The following is a 19,466-nucleotide window of genomic DNA, read 5'->3' as shown; positions in this document are numbered from 1 at the left end:
ATTCTATCACTATAATCTGATACTACTAAGTCTACACGTGATCAATACAACCACGGTTGGCCATGTTGCGGCCGTACGTTTGACTTCAAGCGGTTGTACTGCAGGTTGCCCGAAATATCGACAGGACATCACACTGTGAACGATGTCCGCAAGAAGGCGAAAGCCAGTGCGGCCTTGAGAGAACGGGAAGCTCTTCTGCACGAGCACGCACGACGCAGGAAGCATCATTCAACGCCCCACGAAACGCCATAACAAACTCCCAGCAATCATACATTGCTTGAACTCGAAATGAATTCTACGATTGGGGTAAGTGCGCAATCCAAGCTGGGCCCGTCTCAGCGGCGAGTAAAAGCATCAAGTTTTCGTGTACCGGCGCTGCCTGTCTAGCAATCAAATAAGTGTGGCGAATGAATCGACTCAAAAGCACTCACGTCGGCGCCAATTCATCTGATTTTACTGAGCGCTCAGAAAGACGTTTGCCAATCTTGATGCCCGGCCGTTCGACAAATTTTTCAATAAAATACGCCAGAACATAACTACCGACAGTCACGACGCTCAAAATAATGAAGTATCTCGTGCCGTAGCCCAATGACTTAAACCAGGGTTGACGATATAAATATGCGCCTCCCATCGAAAGAAAAAAACCATGCACTAGGTACACCGAATACGACATATCGGCCAGAAATTTAGTAAATTTATTCCCCAATATTCCAATTATTTTTTTACTCCCAGGAGCTTGGACCTCTATCGCAATAATCAAGAATACACAAGCAAGCAGCAACAAGACCTGGAGCCGGTAAAATACAACCTGCACGGAAACAAACGCAATCGCAAGCGCGCACCGCCTCCATCGTTCCTTATATTCAATATTTTCGCTATAAAACGCGTCGCACAACAGTATACCGACAAGGAAAAGATGAAGCCTTAGGAAAATGAACGAAGGGTCCGGAAACAGTCCATGACTGCCATCAGGGCCTGTCATTTTCTTGAAGAGCACGATGAATACGACGGAAATCAAAGCAAGTGGAATGCAAACCTTGGTGTGACCAAATCTTCTTATTGCCAGGTAAACAATCGGAAACAGTGCATAAAACTGCATTTCGAGCCCGAGACTCCAGTCCGGCAACCCCGTGGATGACGAATATTGAGGGATCAAACCAAAAACGAAAGTGATATGGGAAATGATATTCACAATATCAAATTTTATGGATGACGGGTCATGCGCGCTCCCATGCCAGAACGACTGATTCACAGAGCGGAGCTCCGTATATCCTTGAATAAACGGAACAGAGAGCATTACCGCGGCAAAAAGAACCAGATAATAAGCAGGTGCAAGACGCCAAAAACGTCGGACATAAAACCGCAACCAGTTTGCCGGAGTCTCGAACGGTTCAGCATCTTCCCTTCGCATAGTTGTGTATGCCATAAGAAAGCCGGACATGATCATGAATATGTCGACTGCTATCTTCGGCAATGGCAAACTTATCTCGGGAACGCCCCAAATAGCACAATGGGCGGCAATCACCCAGAATGCGGAAATTCCTCGAAAGCCATCCAAGTATCTAATACCATTTCCCATTTTTTCGCGACCAAAGAATTAATATGCAGAAAGAAAAACAACAGCCTGTTTCATTAGACGATTCATACACCGACACAAGGCCATCGCATGTCCTCCGATACTGTTTTCGCTGGCTTTTACGATGAGCGGACCTAATACTCCAGACCGGTCTTTGCTTCTGGCTCCAATTGTTCTGGCGACAAGCCGCCGACCTGCGATCCAGAGCTTGTAACGTTGGCAATGGAATGAAGTACTTGCAAATATTTTTGGCTCACGATTTTTTCATCGAACTCGATTTCCATTTTGCGTCGACCCGCCGCACCCATTGCCAGACGTTGTTCTGGTGTCATGTCGAACATCTGCACCATTTTCTCAGCAAGATCACTCGGTTCCTTTACCTCGCACAACAGGCCATTGACCGCATCATCGACCGCGTCACGACAACCAACCACGTCGGTAGCAATGATCGGACGCGCCATTGCGGCAGCCTCCAAAAGTGAGCGTGGCACGCCTTCCCGATAAGAAGGCAAAACGACACAGTCGGCCTGCGCGAGAAAGGGACGCACGTCATCAGTTTTTCCGAGATAATTGACGATGCCTTCTTGCTCCCACTCTTCGATGCGATCCATCCCAATGGAGTTCGCGTTAGCAGGATCGACGAAGCCAAGCAGTTGAAACGAGATTTGAGGAAACCGCTCACGAACGATCCGAGCGGCGGCTACGAACTCCTCGACACCCTTATCCTTAAGCATGCGCCCGACCAGAAGAAAACGGAACGGCCTATTCGACAACGATGCGGGCCCTTGTGCCGGGTAATTCTTCAGATTGATACCGGACCCCGGCAGCAATGCGGCGGTTTCCTCACGCGCCAGTCCCGCTTGGACAAACAGAGCGCGATCGTCAGCGTTTTGAAAGAACACACACACCGATTTGCGCAGTGCCTGTTTATAAAGTCTGCGAACGATGTGTGTGAGATAACTGTTGCTGATGAAGGTCGAACCTAATCCGGCGATATTATTGATCACAGGGATGCCGAGCACATGAGCTGCCAGTGAACCATAAACATTCGGCTTGACCGTATATCCCAAAAATGCGTCCGGTTTCAAGCGGCGCAGCAGATTGAAATATCGAACCAACAACAGCAGATCCCGACCCGGGTGGGTACCGTTGCTGTCCATCGACAGCGGCACATATTTACATCCCAATTCCTTCAGACGGTGGGAATATTCGTCGCACGGCGCAATAGCAATGACTTCATAACCGTGATCAATCAGAGCACGAATAAGGCCTGCACGAAAATTAAATATATTCCAAGAACTGTTGATCGAAATTACAATCTTTTGCTTCATATTATGAATCTATTTCTCAATGGGCGCAGGCCGCCCATGCTCAAACAATGATAATTTAACAAGCATGGGATGGTTGGTTTTCGCGAAGACACTAGGATAACGCAACATTAAAGCCCAAGCACCCTAGTCTGCCGTGCGCCATCTCCATTCAGTGGTTTTTCTCCAACCACGATTGGAACATCAACACGTCCCAAAGATAATATTGCCAATTGCGCTTGCCTGACCGATGTTCCTCCCATTTGCGCCTGATAGATTCAGGCCGAAAGAACCCCTCGCGACGCAGTCGTCCCTCGTCGAGCAGGGACTCGGCCCATTCACGCAACGGTCCACGTAGCCAAGAGTCGATCGGTACGCCGAACCCCATTTTGGGACGTTCGATCAACGACTTGGGCACGTGCCGGTACAAAACTTGACGCAATGCCCATTTGGTCTGTCCATCGCGGACCTTCAGCGACTGCGGCAGGTGCCACGCGAACTCAACCACACGATGATCGAGGAACGGCACACGCGTTTCGAGTGATACGCCCATGGCCGCCCGATCGACCTTCACCAGTATGTCGTCAGGTAAATAGGTCAACAGATCCAAGGCCATCATGCGCTGCACATTGTCCAGTCCCGCCAGCCTTGGCGGCCTGCCATTCAACAGCGTCGGCGGCATCTCACCGTCGATGACGACGGCCGCCGGATCGCGCCAGTGCGAAACCAGTCCCCGATAGAGCGTATCGAACGACTCACTGGCCAGCACCATCGCCCCCTTGTGCAGCTTTTCGCCCAGATGCGCCTGCCTGACCGAACGGGGCAGCAAGCTGCCAAATGTTGTTGCGGCTTTATTCCAGTTCTCTTCGGAAATCAAGCGCAGGGTTCCAGCCGCGAGCTTCCGCAATGGCATAGGCAGGCTACCGACGTTATTCCAGACGTCCGCCCCCGTTTTATAGCGTGTGTAACCACAAAAGAGTTCGTCACCCGCATCGCCCGAGAGCGCGACTGTTACTTCTTTCTTGGCCAGGTGGGACACCAAGAACGTGGGAATTTGCGACGAATCCGAAAAAGGTTCATCGTATAGTATTGGCAAGCGCGGAATCACATCCATGGCCTGCTGCGCGGAGACATAGAATTCCGTGTGATCGGTACCCAGATGCGCCGCGACCGCTTTCGCATGCACCGCTTCATTATAGCCCTCCTCGTAAAAGCCGATCGAAAACGTCTTGACCGGACGGGAGGACTGGCTTTGCATCAGTGCGACGACGGTGGACGAATCTATACCACCAGAAAGGAACGCGCCGAGCGGCACGTCAGCTAGCATTTGCCGACGTACCGCGTCCTTGAGCAGGCTCTCGAGCCTATCGATGACGTCGTCGGGCCTCCCTAGATCCGGTGAAGCGACGCCTGCTTCCGCTACAGACGCAGCGGACCAGTAAGTAACGATCGTCGGCTCCTCCGCCTGCGGGGAAATACTCAGCAAACAGCCAGGCGTCAGTTTCGATATGCCGGCGTAAATCGAATACGGCGCCGGAATATAACTGTGGTGTAATTGAAGGCTGATGGCATGACGGTCAATCCGGTTTTCAAATGCCGGATGTTGGCGCAATGCTTTGAGTTCCGAACCGAACACGAACGTCCGCTTGCTGCCGCTCCCCTGCCAGCCATAATACAACGGTTTCTCGCCGATCCGGTCGCGGGTCAGAAACAGCTTTCTCGATTCACGGTCCCAGACCGCAATAGCGAACATACCAATGGTGCGCTCGACCGTACCTTGTATGCCCCAGAAATCGAAGCCGGCAAGAAGTGTTTCCGTATCGGAGTGCCCGCGCCACGCCGGCCAATAACCGCTCTGCTCCAATTCTGCGCGGATATCGAGATGATTGTAGATCTCGCCATTGAATGCGATGACGTAGCGCGAACTCGCGGACGTCATCGGCTGGTGTCCCGCCGGGGAAAGATCGAGAATCGACAAACGTCGATGCGCAAAACCTACGCCGTGTTCACCGTCATACCAGAATCCGAAATCATCCGGACCGCGCGTCAAAATCGAATCCGACATACGCTTTAACAGCGCCTGTGGCTCGGCTTCCGCAATAAATCCTTTTCCACCCAAAAAACCAGCAAGTCCACACATTCAAGTCAGCCTTTTATCTATTTCCACCCACGATCTCCGCATACAGTTTCTCGTAACGCTCTCGAGCGCGTTCTATCGTAAAGTTCTCTCTCACTCTTGCCTTTCCTTGGCAAGTCAACGCTCGGCGTTCTTCGACTGAAATTTGTATCAATTTTTCCAGTCCTACCGAAAGAGCAACAGGATCCTCCTTCGGCACGACTATTCCCACATCTCCAAGAATCGATTCCGTATCGCCAACATTCGTGGCGACGCACGGAATGCCCATTCCCATCGCTTCAATGACAACGGTCGGTAATGCCTCGCTCTTCGAACTAAGACAAAAAACATCCATCGCGGCCAAGCAATCGGGCGCGTCTGAACGTTGCCCCAGCAGGACGAAACGATCTCCAAAACCGGTTTTATCAATCCAGTCACGCAGTATTACATTATCCTGATCCAATTGGGCGCCGACCATTAAAAATCGCACATGTAAATACTTGGAGGCGATTATTCCCGCAGCTTTGACAAAATTACTATAGTCCTTTACAGGATTGAAACGACCTAGTGTCCCTATTACCAAGTCGCTATCGGCAAATCCACAGGCGCGCCTGATTTCGCCGCGCCGGAACTTGTTCGAGACTAGGCGAGACATATCAATGCCATTCGGTAGGACTACGATCCGTGGGGCAAAATAGCCTGCAGCGATATGTACCTTTCGGGACACTTCGGCAACACACAAAATCGTGTGCGGCACCCATCGAGAAACCTTTGCACAAATTTTCATTACCAGGATTGTCGCCCGAGATCCACCGGCGCGCACGTCCGTTGAATGGATCCCCCACACAACGTTTTTTTTGCCTGCCAAGCGAGCTGCCAATCCTCCCAACAGGTCAGCGTGATACATCCATGTCTGGACGACGTCCGGGGAATATTTGCGAATGAGGCCTCTCAGGCGCAATAAAACGGAAAAAGAATCGAGTCCTGATCGCATTCCCATCGAGTAGACTTGTGTACCCAGGCGCCGTATCTCGGCTCCAATACTCCCTATATCCGTAAGAGAAACGACAATATGTTCATAAGCAGGATTTTCTTTTTGGGATTCGATCAAACGCTTCAGCATCATTTCTGCGCCGCCGACGTCCAGGCAGACAATTACGTGAAGAATTTTCATCGAATTGCTCCTACCTCTTTAAACAATTCATCCCATCGCCCAAGCACAGCCCTAAGACTGAAGCGCTCGAGCACCGTTTCTTTGGCTCCTGCTCCCAGTGTGGTTCGGAACGTCTTGTCACTCATCACTTCATTCATCGCCACGCTCAAGGCCGTCTGATCGTTCAACGGGACCAGAACCGCATATTGTCCATCGCTCGACATTTCACGTGGGCCACTTGGGCAGTCAAATGCGATGCATGGGAGGCCGAGGCCCATTGCTTCCAATAGCGCATTCGGAAATCCTTCATAACGCGACGCCATGACAAACGCATCGGCTCCGGCCATGACTTTCCACGGTTCGTTCGTTCGCCCTTGCAGAACTACTCTGTTGCCGAGCCCCTTTCGAGATATTGCTCCTTCGACCTCGTTCCTCAACGGACCATCACCATAGATATGCAGATCCCAATCCGGGCAACGTTCGCAAACATTCGAAAACGCGTCGATGATCCTGTCGACCTGCTTTTCCTCCGATAGTCTGCCGAGCGAGAGGAGAATCTTGCGCGGACCGCCGGCCACATGGACATACTGAAGAACTTCGGCGGGCAAAGGGTTGGCCACGGCTCTAATTTTTTTCAGCTTTGGAAAAATTACAGCGGAGCTCTTCGCAACGGAAGCCGTCTGAACGGTGAGCATGTCGGCGAAGCGGTAGCACAGGCGACACGCCAGCTTCCACAAGAGCGTGTAGGGCTGCTGGCTTGGATCCGATCGCTCACAGATAATGACTGGGATCTTCAAACCAGCGGTCGCGAGAATCGCAGCGACATTGACATTAGGCAAAAACGACACGACTACGTCCGGGGCTCGCTCTGCGATCAATCGACGCAATATTAAAAACCTCTGTTTATATTGAGAAAGCCGGCCCAGTCCCCCCTGTACGCGGGCAGCAAGGTAAATCAATTCTACGTTGTTCGAAAGTGGATAAAAAGGCACACCTCCACCGGAATAGGTTGGAATCAGAGTAACCTGATCCCCTCGCTCGACCCAAGAATTACACAACGTCGATGCAACACGTTCGGCGCCACCGGCAGAGAGAGAACTCGTTAGCACAACTATCTTCATGTCTTTACTGGCAGAACTGATGCAGGCCGCTCTTCCGGCCGAATCCAGCGCATAGAGAAATACAACGCCATCAATATGAACATTACGGAATATTTGAAGAGAAATGGTTCTTTAATGTCCAGGGAAAATATGACCAAGGTAAACAGCAAACGGTAGAGAACCGGGAACCAGTCAAGGATATGCCAAAGGACATATAAATAAATACAATAGAGCGTGACCGCGAAAAACAGGCCCATGGAATAGTAGGTTTGCACCATGCCGGAATCGTGGCCGCTCGGATTTGCTCCATCCACGGTACTTACAAGCCCCGTCCCGAAGAATGTGTCGAGGCCTAGCGGCGGGATTGGCATCGCGGCCAACGTACTAACCGTTTCGTCCTTACCTGTAAAAAAGCCGAATGCCCATTGCTCGAAAAAATCTATCGAAAAACCGGCATCAAGCAATCCTGACAGAAACTGGTTAAGAACAGCTGCCGCGACGACGAGGAATAAGGACAGGAAAATTAGCACGCGCAGGCGCAGGCCATAAGAAATCAAGAACAAAAACAAAAATAGACAGGACAACAGCAGTCCGGTACGTCCTACGATCACACAGGACAGCGCAGACATCAGCATGCCGAACAGTACCAAATATGTTGCCTTCCCACGTATGGATATGAAGCATTCGTTTTCACGCAACAACAGCCACCCCGCGAATACACCAAACGATTGAATCACGGACAAACTGGCACCGGCTTCACTCGAAAAACCCGGAGCACGGTACAAATAACTTGCGTCGTAATTCGATCCAGACAGCACAGTAGCATCGAACCAAGTTCTATAGGTAGGACTAAAGAACGAGAAGAAAAGAAATGCGGCCTGGACGGTTGTCGCGATCAACACAGCGGAAAGAATAATCCTTGGATTTCTGCCCAGCAACGCGAGCAGGGCACCACCAAGGAACGAAAAATAAGCCAGATACATGAAGCGACTCAACTGCCCGAAGTCCGGCACGAGAAGGAACTGAAGAGCCACCGCAGGTACAGGAATGAAAAGCACCCAAGCTTTCGAGCGCATATACCGGAAAACGTTTCTCTTCTCAATGATTGCCCAACAGAACAGAAAAAGGACCGCAAGCCGTCCTAGCGCAAAAGTCTCTCGTCCAATAAAGGCGATGTTATAAAGAACAGAAAACACTGCCATTGCCAGTACGACCGTCCTGGACAACGAGTAATTGCGTTCGTTTGAAATCATGGTTCGACTGCTACCTCAAGACCGCTTGGCGCGTAAGGCCGATGCCCACAAATAACAACGCACCAGCGCTGGGAACACACGGCTTCGCGACAAGACGATATGCTTCCACGAGGCAAATTTCTCCTCGTGTCGCGTCAGCACGATTTTCTCCCGATAACGCCGTGCATCGCCCATGGTCAGGGAATCCACGGCAAATGACATTCTTCTCTTCAAACGTGCAGAGCGAACGAGATCCGGACTGGCGCCAAGTTCGACTGCGCGATCAAATGCCTCTTCATAACATTGCTCGAGCGCGGCCCTGCGAGACAGGGATTGCGAGATGCCATTCGGATGAATTCGATAACAGCCCAGCACCCGGTCATCAAAAAAGATGTTGCCTGTAGTTGCGCGCTCGATGTGCACGAAAAAGTCGACGATTTCTCGCCGTGGTACACGCTTAAAATCCGTGGCTTTTCTGTACATCACGCTGCTATGTACGAAATATGTACCCAGCATGAGAAGATCATTCAATGTCGCCTTAACCGGATAATGAGGTTTCCGGCCCAAGACTTTGGACGAGTTCATGATCTGCACGGCGTGGGCCGTAAAGGCAACATCTGGATTTTCGTCCAAGCAATCCGCTTGAGCTTGCAGTTTACCGGGGAGAGCACAGTCGTCACCGTCGAGATGCGCTACATACTCGCCTCTTGCCGCCGCGTGAACGGACAAGTAGTTCGCCGAGGGTCCGATATTTTTTTCATGCCTGATCAGGCGAACAATGTCTGGGTATCTCTGTTCAAATTCCATGACAATCTCTGCAGTGCCATCCTTCGATGCATCGTCGCCGACGATGATCTCGAAATCGAAGTTAGTCTTCTGGTCGACGAGACTCTGCAAACACTCACCAATGAAATCCTGATGATTATAACTGACGATACATACCGAAACCTTCGGCTGCATTCGAATTGCGGTTTCCTTCATTCGCTTTACCTTAAGTCTCTGTTGATCGACGGAAAAACATCAAGGGAATGCGTTCCCTCAGCCGTCCTGATGCTAGAAACGCTGACATCACCAGCACAAATCCGGTAACGACGAGAATGGCGGCAACGATGAGCCGATTCTCTGGCCACGAAATCATATTGCGCATCAAGAACCCTGCCGCCATCGAGACCAACAGCGGTCCGCCCACGTCTCGTATTAACCAAGTCCGGTGATAATTGGCATTGAACCGACGATGTACCAGCGGCACCCAAAACAGAAAATAAACCAGATTCGCTCCGAACCAGGCACTTCCGGCGCCGATGACGCCGAAGTGCGAGGTCGTATAGATCAGCGCAGGAATCAGCACTATGATGAAAAGAACGTTCCCGCGCAAATGCAGTTTAAGATCGCCCTTGGCGTATTGAAGATAGTAAGGAAACGCCCCCAGTGTTAGGATGCCATTGCCTGCCGCATACAGTGCTAGCACAGGTGCCGCGTGATGCGCAACAAGCGCGTTCCCGGTCCAGGCCCAAAGAACCTGTTCGGCAAATAATGCAAGAACAAGCGAAGTCGGGATTGTGATCGCGCCGACCAGTTGCGTAGCTTGGCTATACATTTCAAAAAGCGCTTTATCGTCGGCAGCGCCTGCGATTTTTGTCAGACGTGGCAACAAAGCTGTGCTTACCGGACCGCTCAATATGGTTACGCCGCTTGCCACGAGAACAGCCAGCGTGAAATACGCATATTCAGTCAAGGGCAGCAACTTGGACAGAACCAGCTTATCCGTTTGTGTCACCAATACCCAGACCGAACTTGTAAAAGCAATGCTCAACGAAAATTGCAGAAGCGAGCGCAACGGAGCCCAGTCCCACTTCTCGATGCTGCTCGCATTGAGGACGGGCATTAACCGATACGTTTTCGAAACCAACGCCGTTAACTCTATAGCCGCGACAACAAGTTGATAAGTAAAGAAAACGAGAGGTGTTGCGCCAACAAATATGAACAATGGGACAACAAGAACAAAACGCGCAGTTGCCAGTCCCACATTAAAGCCACCCAGCCATACCATGCGCTCAAACCCGTTAATAGCGCCTCGATATAGACCAGACATCCACCGCAATGAGATGGTGACGCCCATTAAAATGACCGCTTGCTTCACGTCGTCCAATGGGATTGCCTGCACCTTGAGCCAGTTAGTGGCGATCGTCTTCGAGGCAAAGAAGATTACGCAAGCGCCAACAAGCCCGAGGCCGACAAAGAAACACTCGAGAAGGCGTAAAAGTCGACGCAGTTCCAATGCACTGCTAGTGCCACCGTTGAAACGCGCTGTAGCACGCGCCATCGTCGGCGTCAATCCCATGTCCAGAAGTTGAAACCACGCCTGCATCATCGTGAAAAATCCGACCAGACCATAGGCCTCGGTTCCCATATGTCGAACGTAGAACGGAACCATCACGATTCCGATCAGCGTCACGTAAATTTGACTAACATAGTTAGCCAATATATTTCGTTTTAAGGACAAGGGATAATCCATCAATAACGCAAAGACGAGAACGCGTGTGCCGCGCTCACATCAACAGAAAAATATCTTTTCTTTTCCGGAAAAAGACGTTCGTTGACCGGAATAAAAGCTGATAGCAGCGACTGGTGCGCATGCCGTTTCGTTCCTTATCTGCCCGTAGATACCAGTACAGAAAAACGACGGCAAGATATTTTGCGACAACCAGAGATAGCGTCACCACTGGTCTGAATTCGCCGCGCCTGCCTGTTTTTCATTTACCGTGCCGTGGACGGCTCTATCATTTTTTTCGCAGCCTCGCGGCTGTTAAACATAAGGACATCAACGATCGACAATCCTGGCTGAAATTTTTCGGAGAACTGAGAATACGGCTCCATATGCGGCTGAATAAAATGTAATTCAACGCCACGCCGCACGAATTCCTCTTCGTGGTACAGTTCGCGCCCGCCAGGTAGATTATGATACTCATGCGCATTCTCCCTGGCACAGATATCGAGCACGCGCTCCTTGCCACCCAACGATGAGTTTCCGTACATCGTCGAACTATGCACAAATTCAGTTTCAATTCCCAGATATTTGCAGACGCTGGTCAAGCTCTCCTTTGCGATTTCACCGATCCTGTTTTCGTTTGAAAACAGAACCTCCTGAAATAAAGCATTGACTTCGGTGAAGTACGGTGCTTTCGAATATGAATGTCTCAAATTTTCCGCAAGCTTGCGTCGCCACCCGTCTCCGACCTGAACATCGATCTCGTTAATTTTCAGGAACGAACTGGCCCCGGATAGTGGAATGGTAATATATCGGACTTCCCCGGCAAGAATGAGGCGGTTCCGGTTGATCCAGCCGTTCTTGATGAAGTTGACGTCATCATATAAGACAAATTTATCCACTGCGGCGATCAGCTGATAATACCCTATGTACGGAAAAAAATAGGGTTGCATGATCGCCAACTTCACTTGCTGGTCTCCGCAATAATCTGAACAATACGCGTCGCATCATCGTCGGAAAGTTTGGGATAGATAGGCAGGCACATGATCTGTTGCGCCGCGCGCGTTGCGACCGGCAAGTTCTCCCGATGGGCGGAAGGCAGTCCGCGATACATCGGAAAATCAGAGATCAGCGGATAGAAATAGCGCCGCGCGATGATATTCTGATCCCGCAGTTTCTGGAATAGTTCATCACGCTTGAGCGGATAATCGTCTTCGACAAGTATCGGAAAATACGAATAATTGGATGCATCTTGTCCCGCATTGCCCAGACAACTGATCCCGCGGACACCGGACAGTAAGGTGCGATACAATTCATCAATATGCTTCCTGCGTGCGATTGCCTCATCGATATGATGCAGTTGGAGCACGCCGAAAGCGGCATTAATCTCGCTCATCTTTCCGTTGATACCAGGCGCAACGACCGTCACCTCATCGACGAAGCCGAAGTTTTTGAGATGGTCAATACGTGTTTTTGTTTTCGCATCCGGACAGATGATCGCGCCGCCTTCAAACGTATTGAAGACTTTGGTCGCATGAAAGCTTAGAACGGAAAGGTCGCCATGGCGCAGCACGCTACCGCCGTCGGTCTTGACCCCGAACGCGTGTGCCGCGTCGTAAATGACGCGTAAATTGTAGTTGTCGGCGATCTTTTGGATGGCCTCGACGTTACACGGATTACCGTAACAATGCACAGGCATAATCGCCGTGGTATGCGGAGTGATGGCTGCTTCGATTTTGGCCGGGTCGAGGTTGAGCGTATCCGGATCGACGTCGACGAAGACTGGTTTGATGCCGTTCCACAACAAGGAGTGCGCGGTCGCGACAAACGAATAAGGTGTCGTAATGACCTCACCGGTAATGCGCAGTGCCTGCAATGCAGTTACCAGGGCGAGCGTGCCGTTCGAGAACAGCGCTAGATGGTCTACGCCAAGGTACTCGCACAGCGCCTGCTCCAGTTGCTGGTGAAACGGACCGCCGTTCGTCAGGATCTTGTTATCCCAAATCTGCTGCAGATATGGATAAAAATCTTCGAGCGGAGGCAAATAAGGTTGTGTGACGTAAATCGGTTTTGAATTGCTCATGTCTTTTCTTTACGACGTTAGACGTTGGCGCTGTGATACGTTACCGATCAGCGGTTCGCGATATACCATGGCATCGCGGTTTTTAGGCCGTCACGGATGCGGTGTGTTGGAAGATACCCGAGCCGGTTCGTCACTTTGGTGATATCGGCTTGCGAATGGCGTACGTCACCGGCACGGAAATCGCGATAGATGCTCGGCTTCTCGTAATGGACCCCGTTCTCCGCGAGTATTGCTTTCAGCGAGGCCGCGAGCTCGTTCAACGTCGTGATATCGCCGATCGCTACGTTGTAAACCTCGCCCTTGGCATCCTCTTCTGCCGTCGCGGCCAAAAGGTTGACCTGTACGACATTATCGATGAAGCAAAAATCGCGGCTTGTCTCTCCATCGCCATTGATGAGGATATCGCCACCGCTAATCATCGCATCGATCCATTTGGGAATCACTGCCGCATAAGCGCCATGCGGGTCCTGACGTTTGCCGAATACATTAAAATAACGCAGTCCGGTTGCCTTGAAACCGTAACACCGCGCGAACACGTCCGCATACAACTCATTGACATATTTTGTGACAGCATACGGCGACAAGGGTTTTCCGATCCTGTCCTCAACCTTGGGAAGTCCGGGGTGGTCGCCGTAAGTGGAGCTCGACGCAGCATACACAAACGACCTGACACCTTCGTCTTTTGCTGCCGTCAACATATTCAGGAATCCACTGATATTGACCTCGTTCGTCGTGTTCGGATCCTTGATGGAACGTGGCACCGAACCGAGGGCAGCCTGATGCAGAACATAGTCGACGTTCTTGACGGCCTGCTGGCAGGTAGCCATATCACGGATATCTCCAGTGATCATGGTGAACCGCGCCCAACGCGTCGTTCCGACCAGTTCACGGACTTCGTCAAGATTGCGCTGATGTCCCGTCGCAAAGTTGTCGAGCCCGACAACAGTCTGGTCGAGACTGAGCAGGGATTCGAGGAGATTCGACCCGATGAAGCCGGCGCATCCGGTAATAAGCCATGTCTTCGGCTGTGCACGCAGTGCCTGCAGGACGTTTTCGAATTGATTCATGCTGAGCTGTATCCTATCTTGTACCGTACTGATCAAAGGCGAATGTCCGCATCGCCTTTCGGCAGCACGTACTTCAGATCGAACAAGATATGCTGATCCTTGCCGAAGGCGCGTAATCCGCCGGCCCCGATCTGCTTGAACTCGCTATGAGCGACGGCGATGATGATTGAGTCGTACTTGCCCTTCTCAGGTGCGCTGATCGGCGTAATTCCGTATTCGTGCTGCGCACCTTCGACACTGACCCACGGATCGTACACGTCGACGTTGACGTTGTAGTCCTTTAATTCGTTGATGATATCGACGACCTTGGTGTTGCGCAGGTCCGGGCAATTTTCCTTGAACGTCAGCCCCAGGACGAGGACATTGGCGCCGTCGACCTGGATTCGTTGCTTCAGCATCTGCTTGACGAGACGGCCGACGACATAAACGCCCATGCTGTCGTTGATGCGGCGACCGGCCAGGATAACCTGAGGGTGATAGCCAATTGCCTCAGCCTTGTGAGTCAAATAATACGGATCCACGCCGATGCAGTGGCCGCCCACAAGGCCTGGGCGAAAAGGCAGAAAGTTCCACTTTGTGCCCGCCGCTTTCAGGACGTCTTCGGTATCGATGCCCAGTTTGCCGAAAATAATCGTCAGCTCATTCATCAGTGCAATATTAAGGTCACGCTGAGTATTTTCGATCACCTTGGCGGCTTCGGCCACCTTGACCGAAGACGCTTTGTGGGTCCCGGCGACGATAATACTACCGTACAACTCGTCGACAAAATCGGCGGCCTCTGGAGTGGAACCGGACGTCACTTTGGTGATCGTCGTCAGGCGATGTTCCTTATCGCCCGGATTGATACGCTCGGGACTATAACCGATAAAAAAATCAGTGTTGAACCTCAAGCCAGATACGCGTTCGATCACAGGAACACAATATTCCTCAGTGGCCCCCGGATAAACCGTCGATTCGAAGATGGCGATATCGCCCTTCTTGATCACTTTACCCAGAGTCATCGATGCTTTTTCGAGCGGTGTGAGGTCCGGCTGCTTATATTCGTCGATGGGCGTCGGCACGGTGACGATATACACCGTAGCCGCTTTCAGGTCCTCCGGATCCGTGGTATAGGTCAGCTTTACGGCCGCGGCCAGTTCGTGCGTTTCGGTCTCGAGCGTGTTGTCGATGCCATTCCTAAGTTCTTGCACACGGCGCGTATTGATATCAAGACCGATGGTAGGGAACTTCTTGCCGAACTCAACGGCCAGCGGCAATCCAACGTATCCCAGGCCGATGACTGCAATACGCGTGTTTTCCGATAATTTCATGATAATAAATTCTACAAATTGCGAATAGCTTATTCTGCCGAGCCGATCAATCGAACTACGAACGCCGATTTCTTCATTTGCCAAGGACTTTTATATATTGCCGAGTCAACACGTACAATGAAGGAAACGTCACGGAGCAGCTTAAGGATGAAATGGACGAAGCCGTCGCTGAATACCGGCCATTCACGATGCGTCCTCAGCACATGAGTTGTCGCTCGGCCGGCGTGTTCAACGACGGGTACGAAACTGCATATAGGACTTCAGTTCTGCCCATTGAGCATTTCCCTGGGGCGATGCCAATGCTTTTTTTCTCGCTTCGATCAAAAACGCGACGGCAACTGCGCCAAATGCCGCGATGAGCGCGCTCATCAAGACGATCAGTGTACGCTTCGGCTTGGCGCGACGTTCCGGTTCGATCGCGGGGTCCAACACTTGAATTACTGAAGCATCCTTAGCCTCGTCGATACGCGCAACCTCGTATTGTTTGGCCAACAACTCATACAACATTTGCTGGTATTTCACGTCGCGCAACACTTTGACGTTCTTTAGTCCACCTTGTTGGTCGGCGGCGCTGCTATTGCCGCCTCGGCCATTTTCGAGACGCGACAGCTCCGCACGGAGACTGCTCAGTTCTTCCTCCGTGCGGCGGTAGCTTGGATTACTGGGCGTGACAAAGGCCCGCTGGGAACTCAGCTCGATTTCTTTAGCCGAAATTTGTGCTTTTAGACGGCCAACGGTTTCCAGAATGGCCCGGCTTTCCGCATCCACACTGATGACGCCGTGCGTATCCAGGTTACTCTTCAAAAGCGCTTCTGCCTTTGCAAGATTGTCCTTGGTCGTTTCGAGCTGACGCTCATAAAACATTCTTCGCTGCGAGGCCTCTGTCACGGCCAACACCTTCGTCAGGCGAAGCAATTCTGACACGTATGCATTCGCCATTGCTGCCACGCGCTTTTGATCCTTATCCTCGACCGAGATAGTAATCAAATTATCCTTACCGGAGGTAATTGTCGTATTGGCCTCAAGCACCTGACGGGCCAATTCTTCGGAATTTGTGTCGTAAGCCTTCTTCAGTTCAAACTGTTCGACCAACCGATCGGCTACCGTGCGGCTCTTGAGCATTCCAACGTACAGATCATTGGGATTTTTTAAACCTGCGGCCCCTGCCGCAGCACCGGCCACGCCGCCCAACTGCGACAGCACAGCCATTGCCGTCGATTGATTTTGCTGCGGCGGCAGCAGTTTGGTTGTGGCCTGATATACATTCGGCAAGACCAAGCTGATACCTGCAGCGAGTAGTGCCGAAGAAAAAGTGACACCAATGATCATTTTCTTGTGCTTCGCAAAAACGATCAAAATATCGAATATCCCCAGCCCATCTTCCACTCGTGATACAACCTCTTGCTTTTCCGCAGCTTGAATCTGATTCATTTTAAAATCTCTTATCACCGTGCATCGCGTAGGGCTTTCATCCCATTAATCTCGCAGCGTCTTGACCGCAGCAGCCCCCAGCCCGAAATTCGCCAAGATCTGCGTCCATTCGCGCGCACCCTGCATGAACTTGGTCCATGCAGTCTGACGATCGAATTTCTCCGGCACGACGATGGAATCGCCCGGCATGACCTCGACGCCACCAATTTTTCCGAAGAACCAACCCTGCGAATCGCTCGACACGACGGTGCCGTCGACACGCAACACGAATACGTTATCAACGTCGGCATCAACTGCTGTACCTGCCATCTTGAGGTAATCGCTCACGCGGGTATTCGGCTTCCACAGAGGCGACGCCTCGACATTGACAGCGCCGAACACATGAACGAACGCCGGCTTAGAAGGCACGACAAGACGGTCTCCATTCTTCAACGTCACTTGCGGCAGATGTGCGAAAGAGCGGTCGTAAGGATCCAAGCCGAAAGCAATGCGGCCGGTCGGCTGGAGCTTGCGAAAGCGATTGATGCGTTCCTGAGCAATTTTGCGCTCGGCCTCGAGTTGGGCAGTGGCGGCAGCGGCTTCCGTGCCACTCAGCGCCCGCAGGTTGGCCGCCTGCGTGGACTCTTCGCTGCGCATTTGCGCCTCGAGGCGGTCCGCGGCACGTTGCAAGTTTTCCTGCTGCTCCTTGCGAACTTCTTCACGGTAAAACGCGGTGCCGAACATGTACGCGCTGGAAGTGGGACCGCCCGCTTTCGCGATCAAAGTTTGCAGGGTGTCCCCTGCTGTCATCTGGTATACGCCTGGAACGTTGACTTCGCCTTCGATACGAACGAAGACTTGACGTTTATCCATCGGTACAGCCACGTCATCCTGCGAGAAGATCGTAACGGTATCGCCAGGTTGCAGAGAAAGGTTATCCGGTCCATTCGGATTGGCGAATACATTGCCGAGATTAAATGGAATTAACTGGACACTCAGATCCGTACGGTTCACGCGCTCGACGACGGCATAGTCCCAATTGACGGCATCAATCAGCCCGCCAATACGTGCGGCAATGGCATTCGCATTTTCGGTCGTATCCCGTTCATCGTTACCGATAGTAACAGCGTTGTTTTGACGTTTGATCGAGTTCCGACTAATTAGGTATTCGCGATTTGGGATCAGGTCGGTGATGCGCATGCCTTGCTTGAAAGGTGCACGTACTGGTTGGTCGACATTACCTCGCAAGATCACAGCATTCGAAAAATCCGGGGTAATCGACGTGACGTTCAATACATCACCATTTTTCAAGGAATGCTTAAGGCCATTACCATTAAGTGAGACTTCTTCTACACTGCGCGGACGGGTTTTGGTCGGATCGATGCGTTCCAGGAAAGCGCGGCGCGGATCGGCCACGACCGGTAGGCCGCCGGCATAGTCGAGCATTGACTCGACAGTCTCGTTACCATTCTTTAACTCGTAGATGGCGGACGTATTGACCTTACCCACCAGCGCCACGAAGCCATTTGCGGAGGGAATGTAGATCGTATCGCCGTCCAACAGCTTGATATCAGCCGATTTATCGCCTTTGGCGATGAACGAATAAAGGTCCAGTTCGGCCGCGACCTTGCCGTTGCGCTTGACCTGGACACGGCGCATGCTGCCCTTCGTGTTCGGACCACCGCTAGCGAACAGCGCGGTCACCAGTGTCGACAGGCTGGACATGGTATAGGTACCCGGGCGATTCGCCTGCCCCACGACGTACACCGTAATCGCTCGCAACTGACCAAAATTGACGCTGATCGTTACACCTTTGTACAACTTTGCAACTGCCGTACGGATGACGTTTTCGGCTTCGCCGGCCCGCACTCCCGCCAGCACGACAGAGCCGATGGTCGGAATATTGATTGTACCGTTCCGATCAATGGTTGCGCGGTAATCGATGTCGATCGTGCCCCAACCCCGGATCATCAACTCGTCACCTGGTCCAAGTGGGTAATCGCTGGGGACGGGAGAATTCATGATCGGAGCAAATGTGCTCGGCGAATTAGCAAAAAACTCGCTACCGAAGATCGGCAAGATCTGACCGGTATTGTCCCAAATAAATTTTTGAAATTCACTTAATTCGGGCAATTTTTCGCCCAACTGGTCTACCGAAACCCGCTGTGACACCACACCATTACCGCGCCGATCGGCGTTGCCGCGTCCATTGAGTCCGTTGAGGTTACCGCGTTCGTCGAGGTTAGGAAGACTTCGTGCTGCATTTGCGGCGGCCGCAGCCTGATCGCTTGGAGGATTGGCAATGACTATCCTCCGGGCCGGTGCAATGCCCAGGTTGGTGCTGGAAGCGCCCGGAGCGCCCACGCTGTCGTCGTTGCTGGTCTGGCTGGACTGGTCCTGGCCGAAAAGGTCGGCCCTGTTGACCGAATTCTGGGCGGACGTGGCGAACGAGGCCATGACCAACGCCACGGCCATAAAACTCTTGGTGAACTTGAACATTGATTATCGGAAGGGATGGACTGGGTACATCGCGAACAGTCTGTCATTTTACCTTAGGGCATGTGCTAATGAAAGACTTTGTTATATCGCGAACCATAGATTCTCAGCTCGCTTGGCTAGAATTC

The 19,466-nt window shown here is 51.8% G+C and carries 14 protein-coding genes; all 14 read right to left on the bottom strand.

The genetic code is table 11. The features are described from left to right. Positions 1 to 427: 427 nt before the first annotated feature. Complete coding sequence (locus QPK29_RS17460) at positions 428 to 1,579, bottom strand: acyltransferase family protein (RefSeq protein WP_371770192.1); 1,152 nt, start codon at positions 1,577 to 1,579, stop codon at positions 428 to 430. 131 nt (positions 1,580 to 1,710) lie between these two features. Then, complete coding sequence (locus tag QPK29_RS17455; protein ID WP_371770193.1) at positions 1,711 to 2,907, bottom strand: glycosyltransferase family 4 protein; 1,197 nt, start codon at positions 2,905 to 2,907, stop codon at positions 1,711 to 1,713. Between the two features lie 148 nt (positions 2,908 to 3,055). Then, complete coding sequence (gene asnB / locus QPK29_RS17450) at positions 3,056 to 5,023, bottom strand: asparagine synthase (glutamine-hydrolyzing) (RefSeq protein ID WP_371770194.1); 1,968 nt, start codon at positions 5,021 to 5,023, stop codon at positions 3,056 to 3,058. Between the two features lie 13 nt (positions 5,024 to 5,036). Further along, positions 5,037 to 6,173, bottom strand: a complete 1,137-nt coding sequence (locus QPK29_RS17445; RefSeq protein WP_371770195.1) for a glycosyltransferase family 4 protein — start codon at positions 6,171 to 6,173, stop codon at positions 5,037 to 5,039. Beyond that, positions 6,170 to 7,273: a glycosyltransferase family 4 protein gene (locus QPK29_RS17440; protein WP_371770196.1), complete on the bottom strand. Its 1,104-nt coding sequence runs from the start codon at positions 7,271 to 7,273 to the stop codon at positions 6,170 to 6,172. The genes QPK29_RS17445 and QPK29_RS17440 overlap by 4 nt, the downstream gene beginning before the upstream one ends. After that, complete coding sequence (locus tag QPK29_RS17435) at positions 7,270 to 8,505, bottom strand: hypothetical protein (RefSeq protein ID WP_371770197.1); 1,236 nt, start codon at positions 8,503 to 8,505, stop codon at positions 7,270 to 7,272. The genes QPK29_RS17440 and QPK29_RS17435 overlap by 4 nt, the downstream gene beginning before the upstream one ends. A 15-nt stretch (positions 8,506 to 8,520) precedes the next feature. Next, positions 8,521 to 9,465 carry a glycosyltransferase family 2 protein gene (locus tag QPK29_RS17430; protein ID WP_371770198.1) on the bottom strand — a complete coding sequence of 315 codons (945 nt, stop codon included), beginning with the start codon at positions 9,463 to 9,465 and terminating at the stop codon, positions 8,521 to 8,523. 10 nt (positions 9,466 to 9,475) lie between these two features. Beyond that, complete coding sequence (locus tag QPK29_RS17425; protein ID WP_371770199.1) at positions 9,476 to 10,999, bottom strand: oligosaccharide flippase family protein; 1,524 nt, start codon at positions 10,997 to 10,999, stop codon at positions 9,476 to 9,478. A 242-nt stretch (positions 11,000 to 11,241) separates the two neighbouring features. Next, the gene (locus tag QPK29_RS17420) at positions 11,242 to 11,940 is read right to left on the bottom strand and encodes a WbqC family protein (protein ID WP_371770200.1); all 699 of its coding nucleotides are present in this window, start codon (positions 11,938 to 11,940) and stop codon (positions 11,242 to 11,244) included. Then, positions 11,937 to 13,055 (bottom strand): DegT/DnrJ/EryC1/StrS family aminotransferase, encoded by a 1,119-nt coding sequence (locus QPK29_RS17415; protein ID WP_371770201.1) that lies wholly within the window; start codon positions 13,053 to 13,055, stop codon positions 11,937 to 11,939. The genes QPK29_RS17420 and QPK29_RS17415 overlap by 4 nt, the downstream gene beginning before the upstream one ends. A 47-nt stretch (positions 13,056 to 13,102) precedes the next feature. Next, positions 13,103 to 14,122 (bottom strand): NAD-dependent epimerase/dehydratase family protein, encoded by a 1,020-nt coding sequence (locus tag QPK29_RS17410; protein WP_371770202.1) that lies wholly within the window; start codon positions 14,120 to 14,122, stop codon positions 13,103 to 13,105. 32 nt (positions 14,123 to 14,154) lie between these two features. Further along, complete coding sequence (tviB, locus tag QPK29_RS17405; protein ID WP_371770229.1) at positions 14,155 to 15,432, bottom strand: Vi polysaccharide biosynthesis UDP-N-acetylglucosamine C-6 dehydrogenase TviB; 1,278 nt, start codon at positions 15,430 to 15,432, stop codon at positions 14,155 to 14,157. A 228-nt stretch (positions 15,433 to 15,660) separates the two neighbouring features. Then, on the bottom strand, positions 15,661 to 16,863 hold the full coding sequence (locus tag QPK29_RS17400) for a GumC family protein (RefSeq protein ID WP_371770203.1): 1,203 nt from the start codon (positions 16,861 to 16,863) through the stop codon (positions 15,661 to 15,663). 45 nt (positions 16,864 to 16,908) lie between these two features. Next, positions 16,909 to 19,341: a polysaccharide biosynthesis/export family protein gene (locus QPK29_RS17395; RefSeq protein WP_371770204.1), complete on the bottom strand. Its 2,433-nt coding sequence runs from the start codon at positions 19,339 to 19,341 to the stop codon at positions 16,909 to 16,911. Between the last annotated feature and the right edge of the window lie 125 nt (positions 19,342 to 19,466).

This window comes from Massilia orientalis (genome assembly GCF_030411975.2).
GTDB lineage: Bacteria > Pseudomonadota > Gammaproteobacteria > Burkholderiales > Burkholderiaceae_D > Telluria > Telluria orientalis.
Note: the sequence above shows the minus strand (reverse complement) of the source record. Positions and strands in the feature narration are given on the sequence as shown.

Excerpts from the sequence above, each read along its gene's own strand:
- QPK29_RS17435 (WP_371770197.1), bottom strand. The coding sequence starts at position 8,505 with ATGATTTCAAACGAACGCAATTACTCGTTGTCCAGGACGGTCGTACTG.
- QPK29_RS17400 (WP_371770203.1), bottom strand. The coding sequence starts at position 16,863 with ATGAATCAGATTCAAGCTGCGGAAAAGCAAGAGGTTGTATCACGAGTG.
- QPK29_RS17395 (WP_371770204.1), bottom strand. The coding sequence starts at position 19,341 with ATGTTCAAGTTCACCAAGAGTTTTATGGCCGTGGCGTTGGTCATGGCC.
- QPK29_RS17430 (WP_371770198.1), bottom strand. The coding sequence starts at position 9,465 with ATGAAGGAAACCGCAATTCGAATGCAGCCGAAGGTTTCGGTATGTATC.
- QPK29_RS17410 (WP_371770202.1), bottom strand. The coding sequence starts at position 14,122 with ATGAATCAATTCGAAAACGTCCTGCAGGCACTGCGTGCACAGCCGAAG.
- asnB (WP_371770194.1), bottom strand. The coding sequence starts at position 5,023 with ATGTGTGGACTTGCTGGTTTTTTGGGTGGAAAAGGATTTATTGCGGAA.
- QPK29_RS17415 (WP_371770201.1), bottom strand. The coding sequence starts at position 13,055 with ATGAGCAATTCAAAACCGATTTACGTCACACAACCTTATTTGCCTCCG.
- QPK29_RS17440 (WP_371770196.1), bottom strand. The coding sequence starts at position 7,273 with ATGAAGATAGTTGTGCTAACGAGTTCTCTCTCTGCCGGTGGCGCCGAA.
- tviB (WP_371770229.1), bottom strand. The coding sequence starts at position 15,432 with ATGAAATTATCGGAAAACACGCGTATTGCAGTCATCGGCCTGGGATAC.
- QPK29_RS17425 (WP_371770199.1), bottom strand. The coding sequence starts at position 10,999 with ATGGATTATCCCTTGTCCTTAAAACGAAATATATTGGCTAACTATGTT.
- QPK29_RS17460 (WP_371770192.1), bottom strand. The coding sequence starts at position 1,579 with ATGGGAAATGGTATTAGATACTTGGATGGCTTTCGAGGAATTTCCGCA.
- QPK29_RS17445 (WP_371770195.1), bottom strand. The coding sequence starts at position 6,173 with ATGAAAATTCTTCACGTAATTGTCTGCCTGGACGTCGGCGGCGCAGAA.
- QPK29_RS17455 (WP_371770193.1), bottom strand. The coding sequence starts at position 2,907 with ATGAAGCAAAAGATTGTAATTTCGATCAACAGTTCTTGGAATATATTT.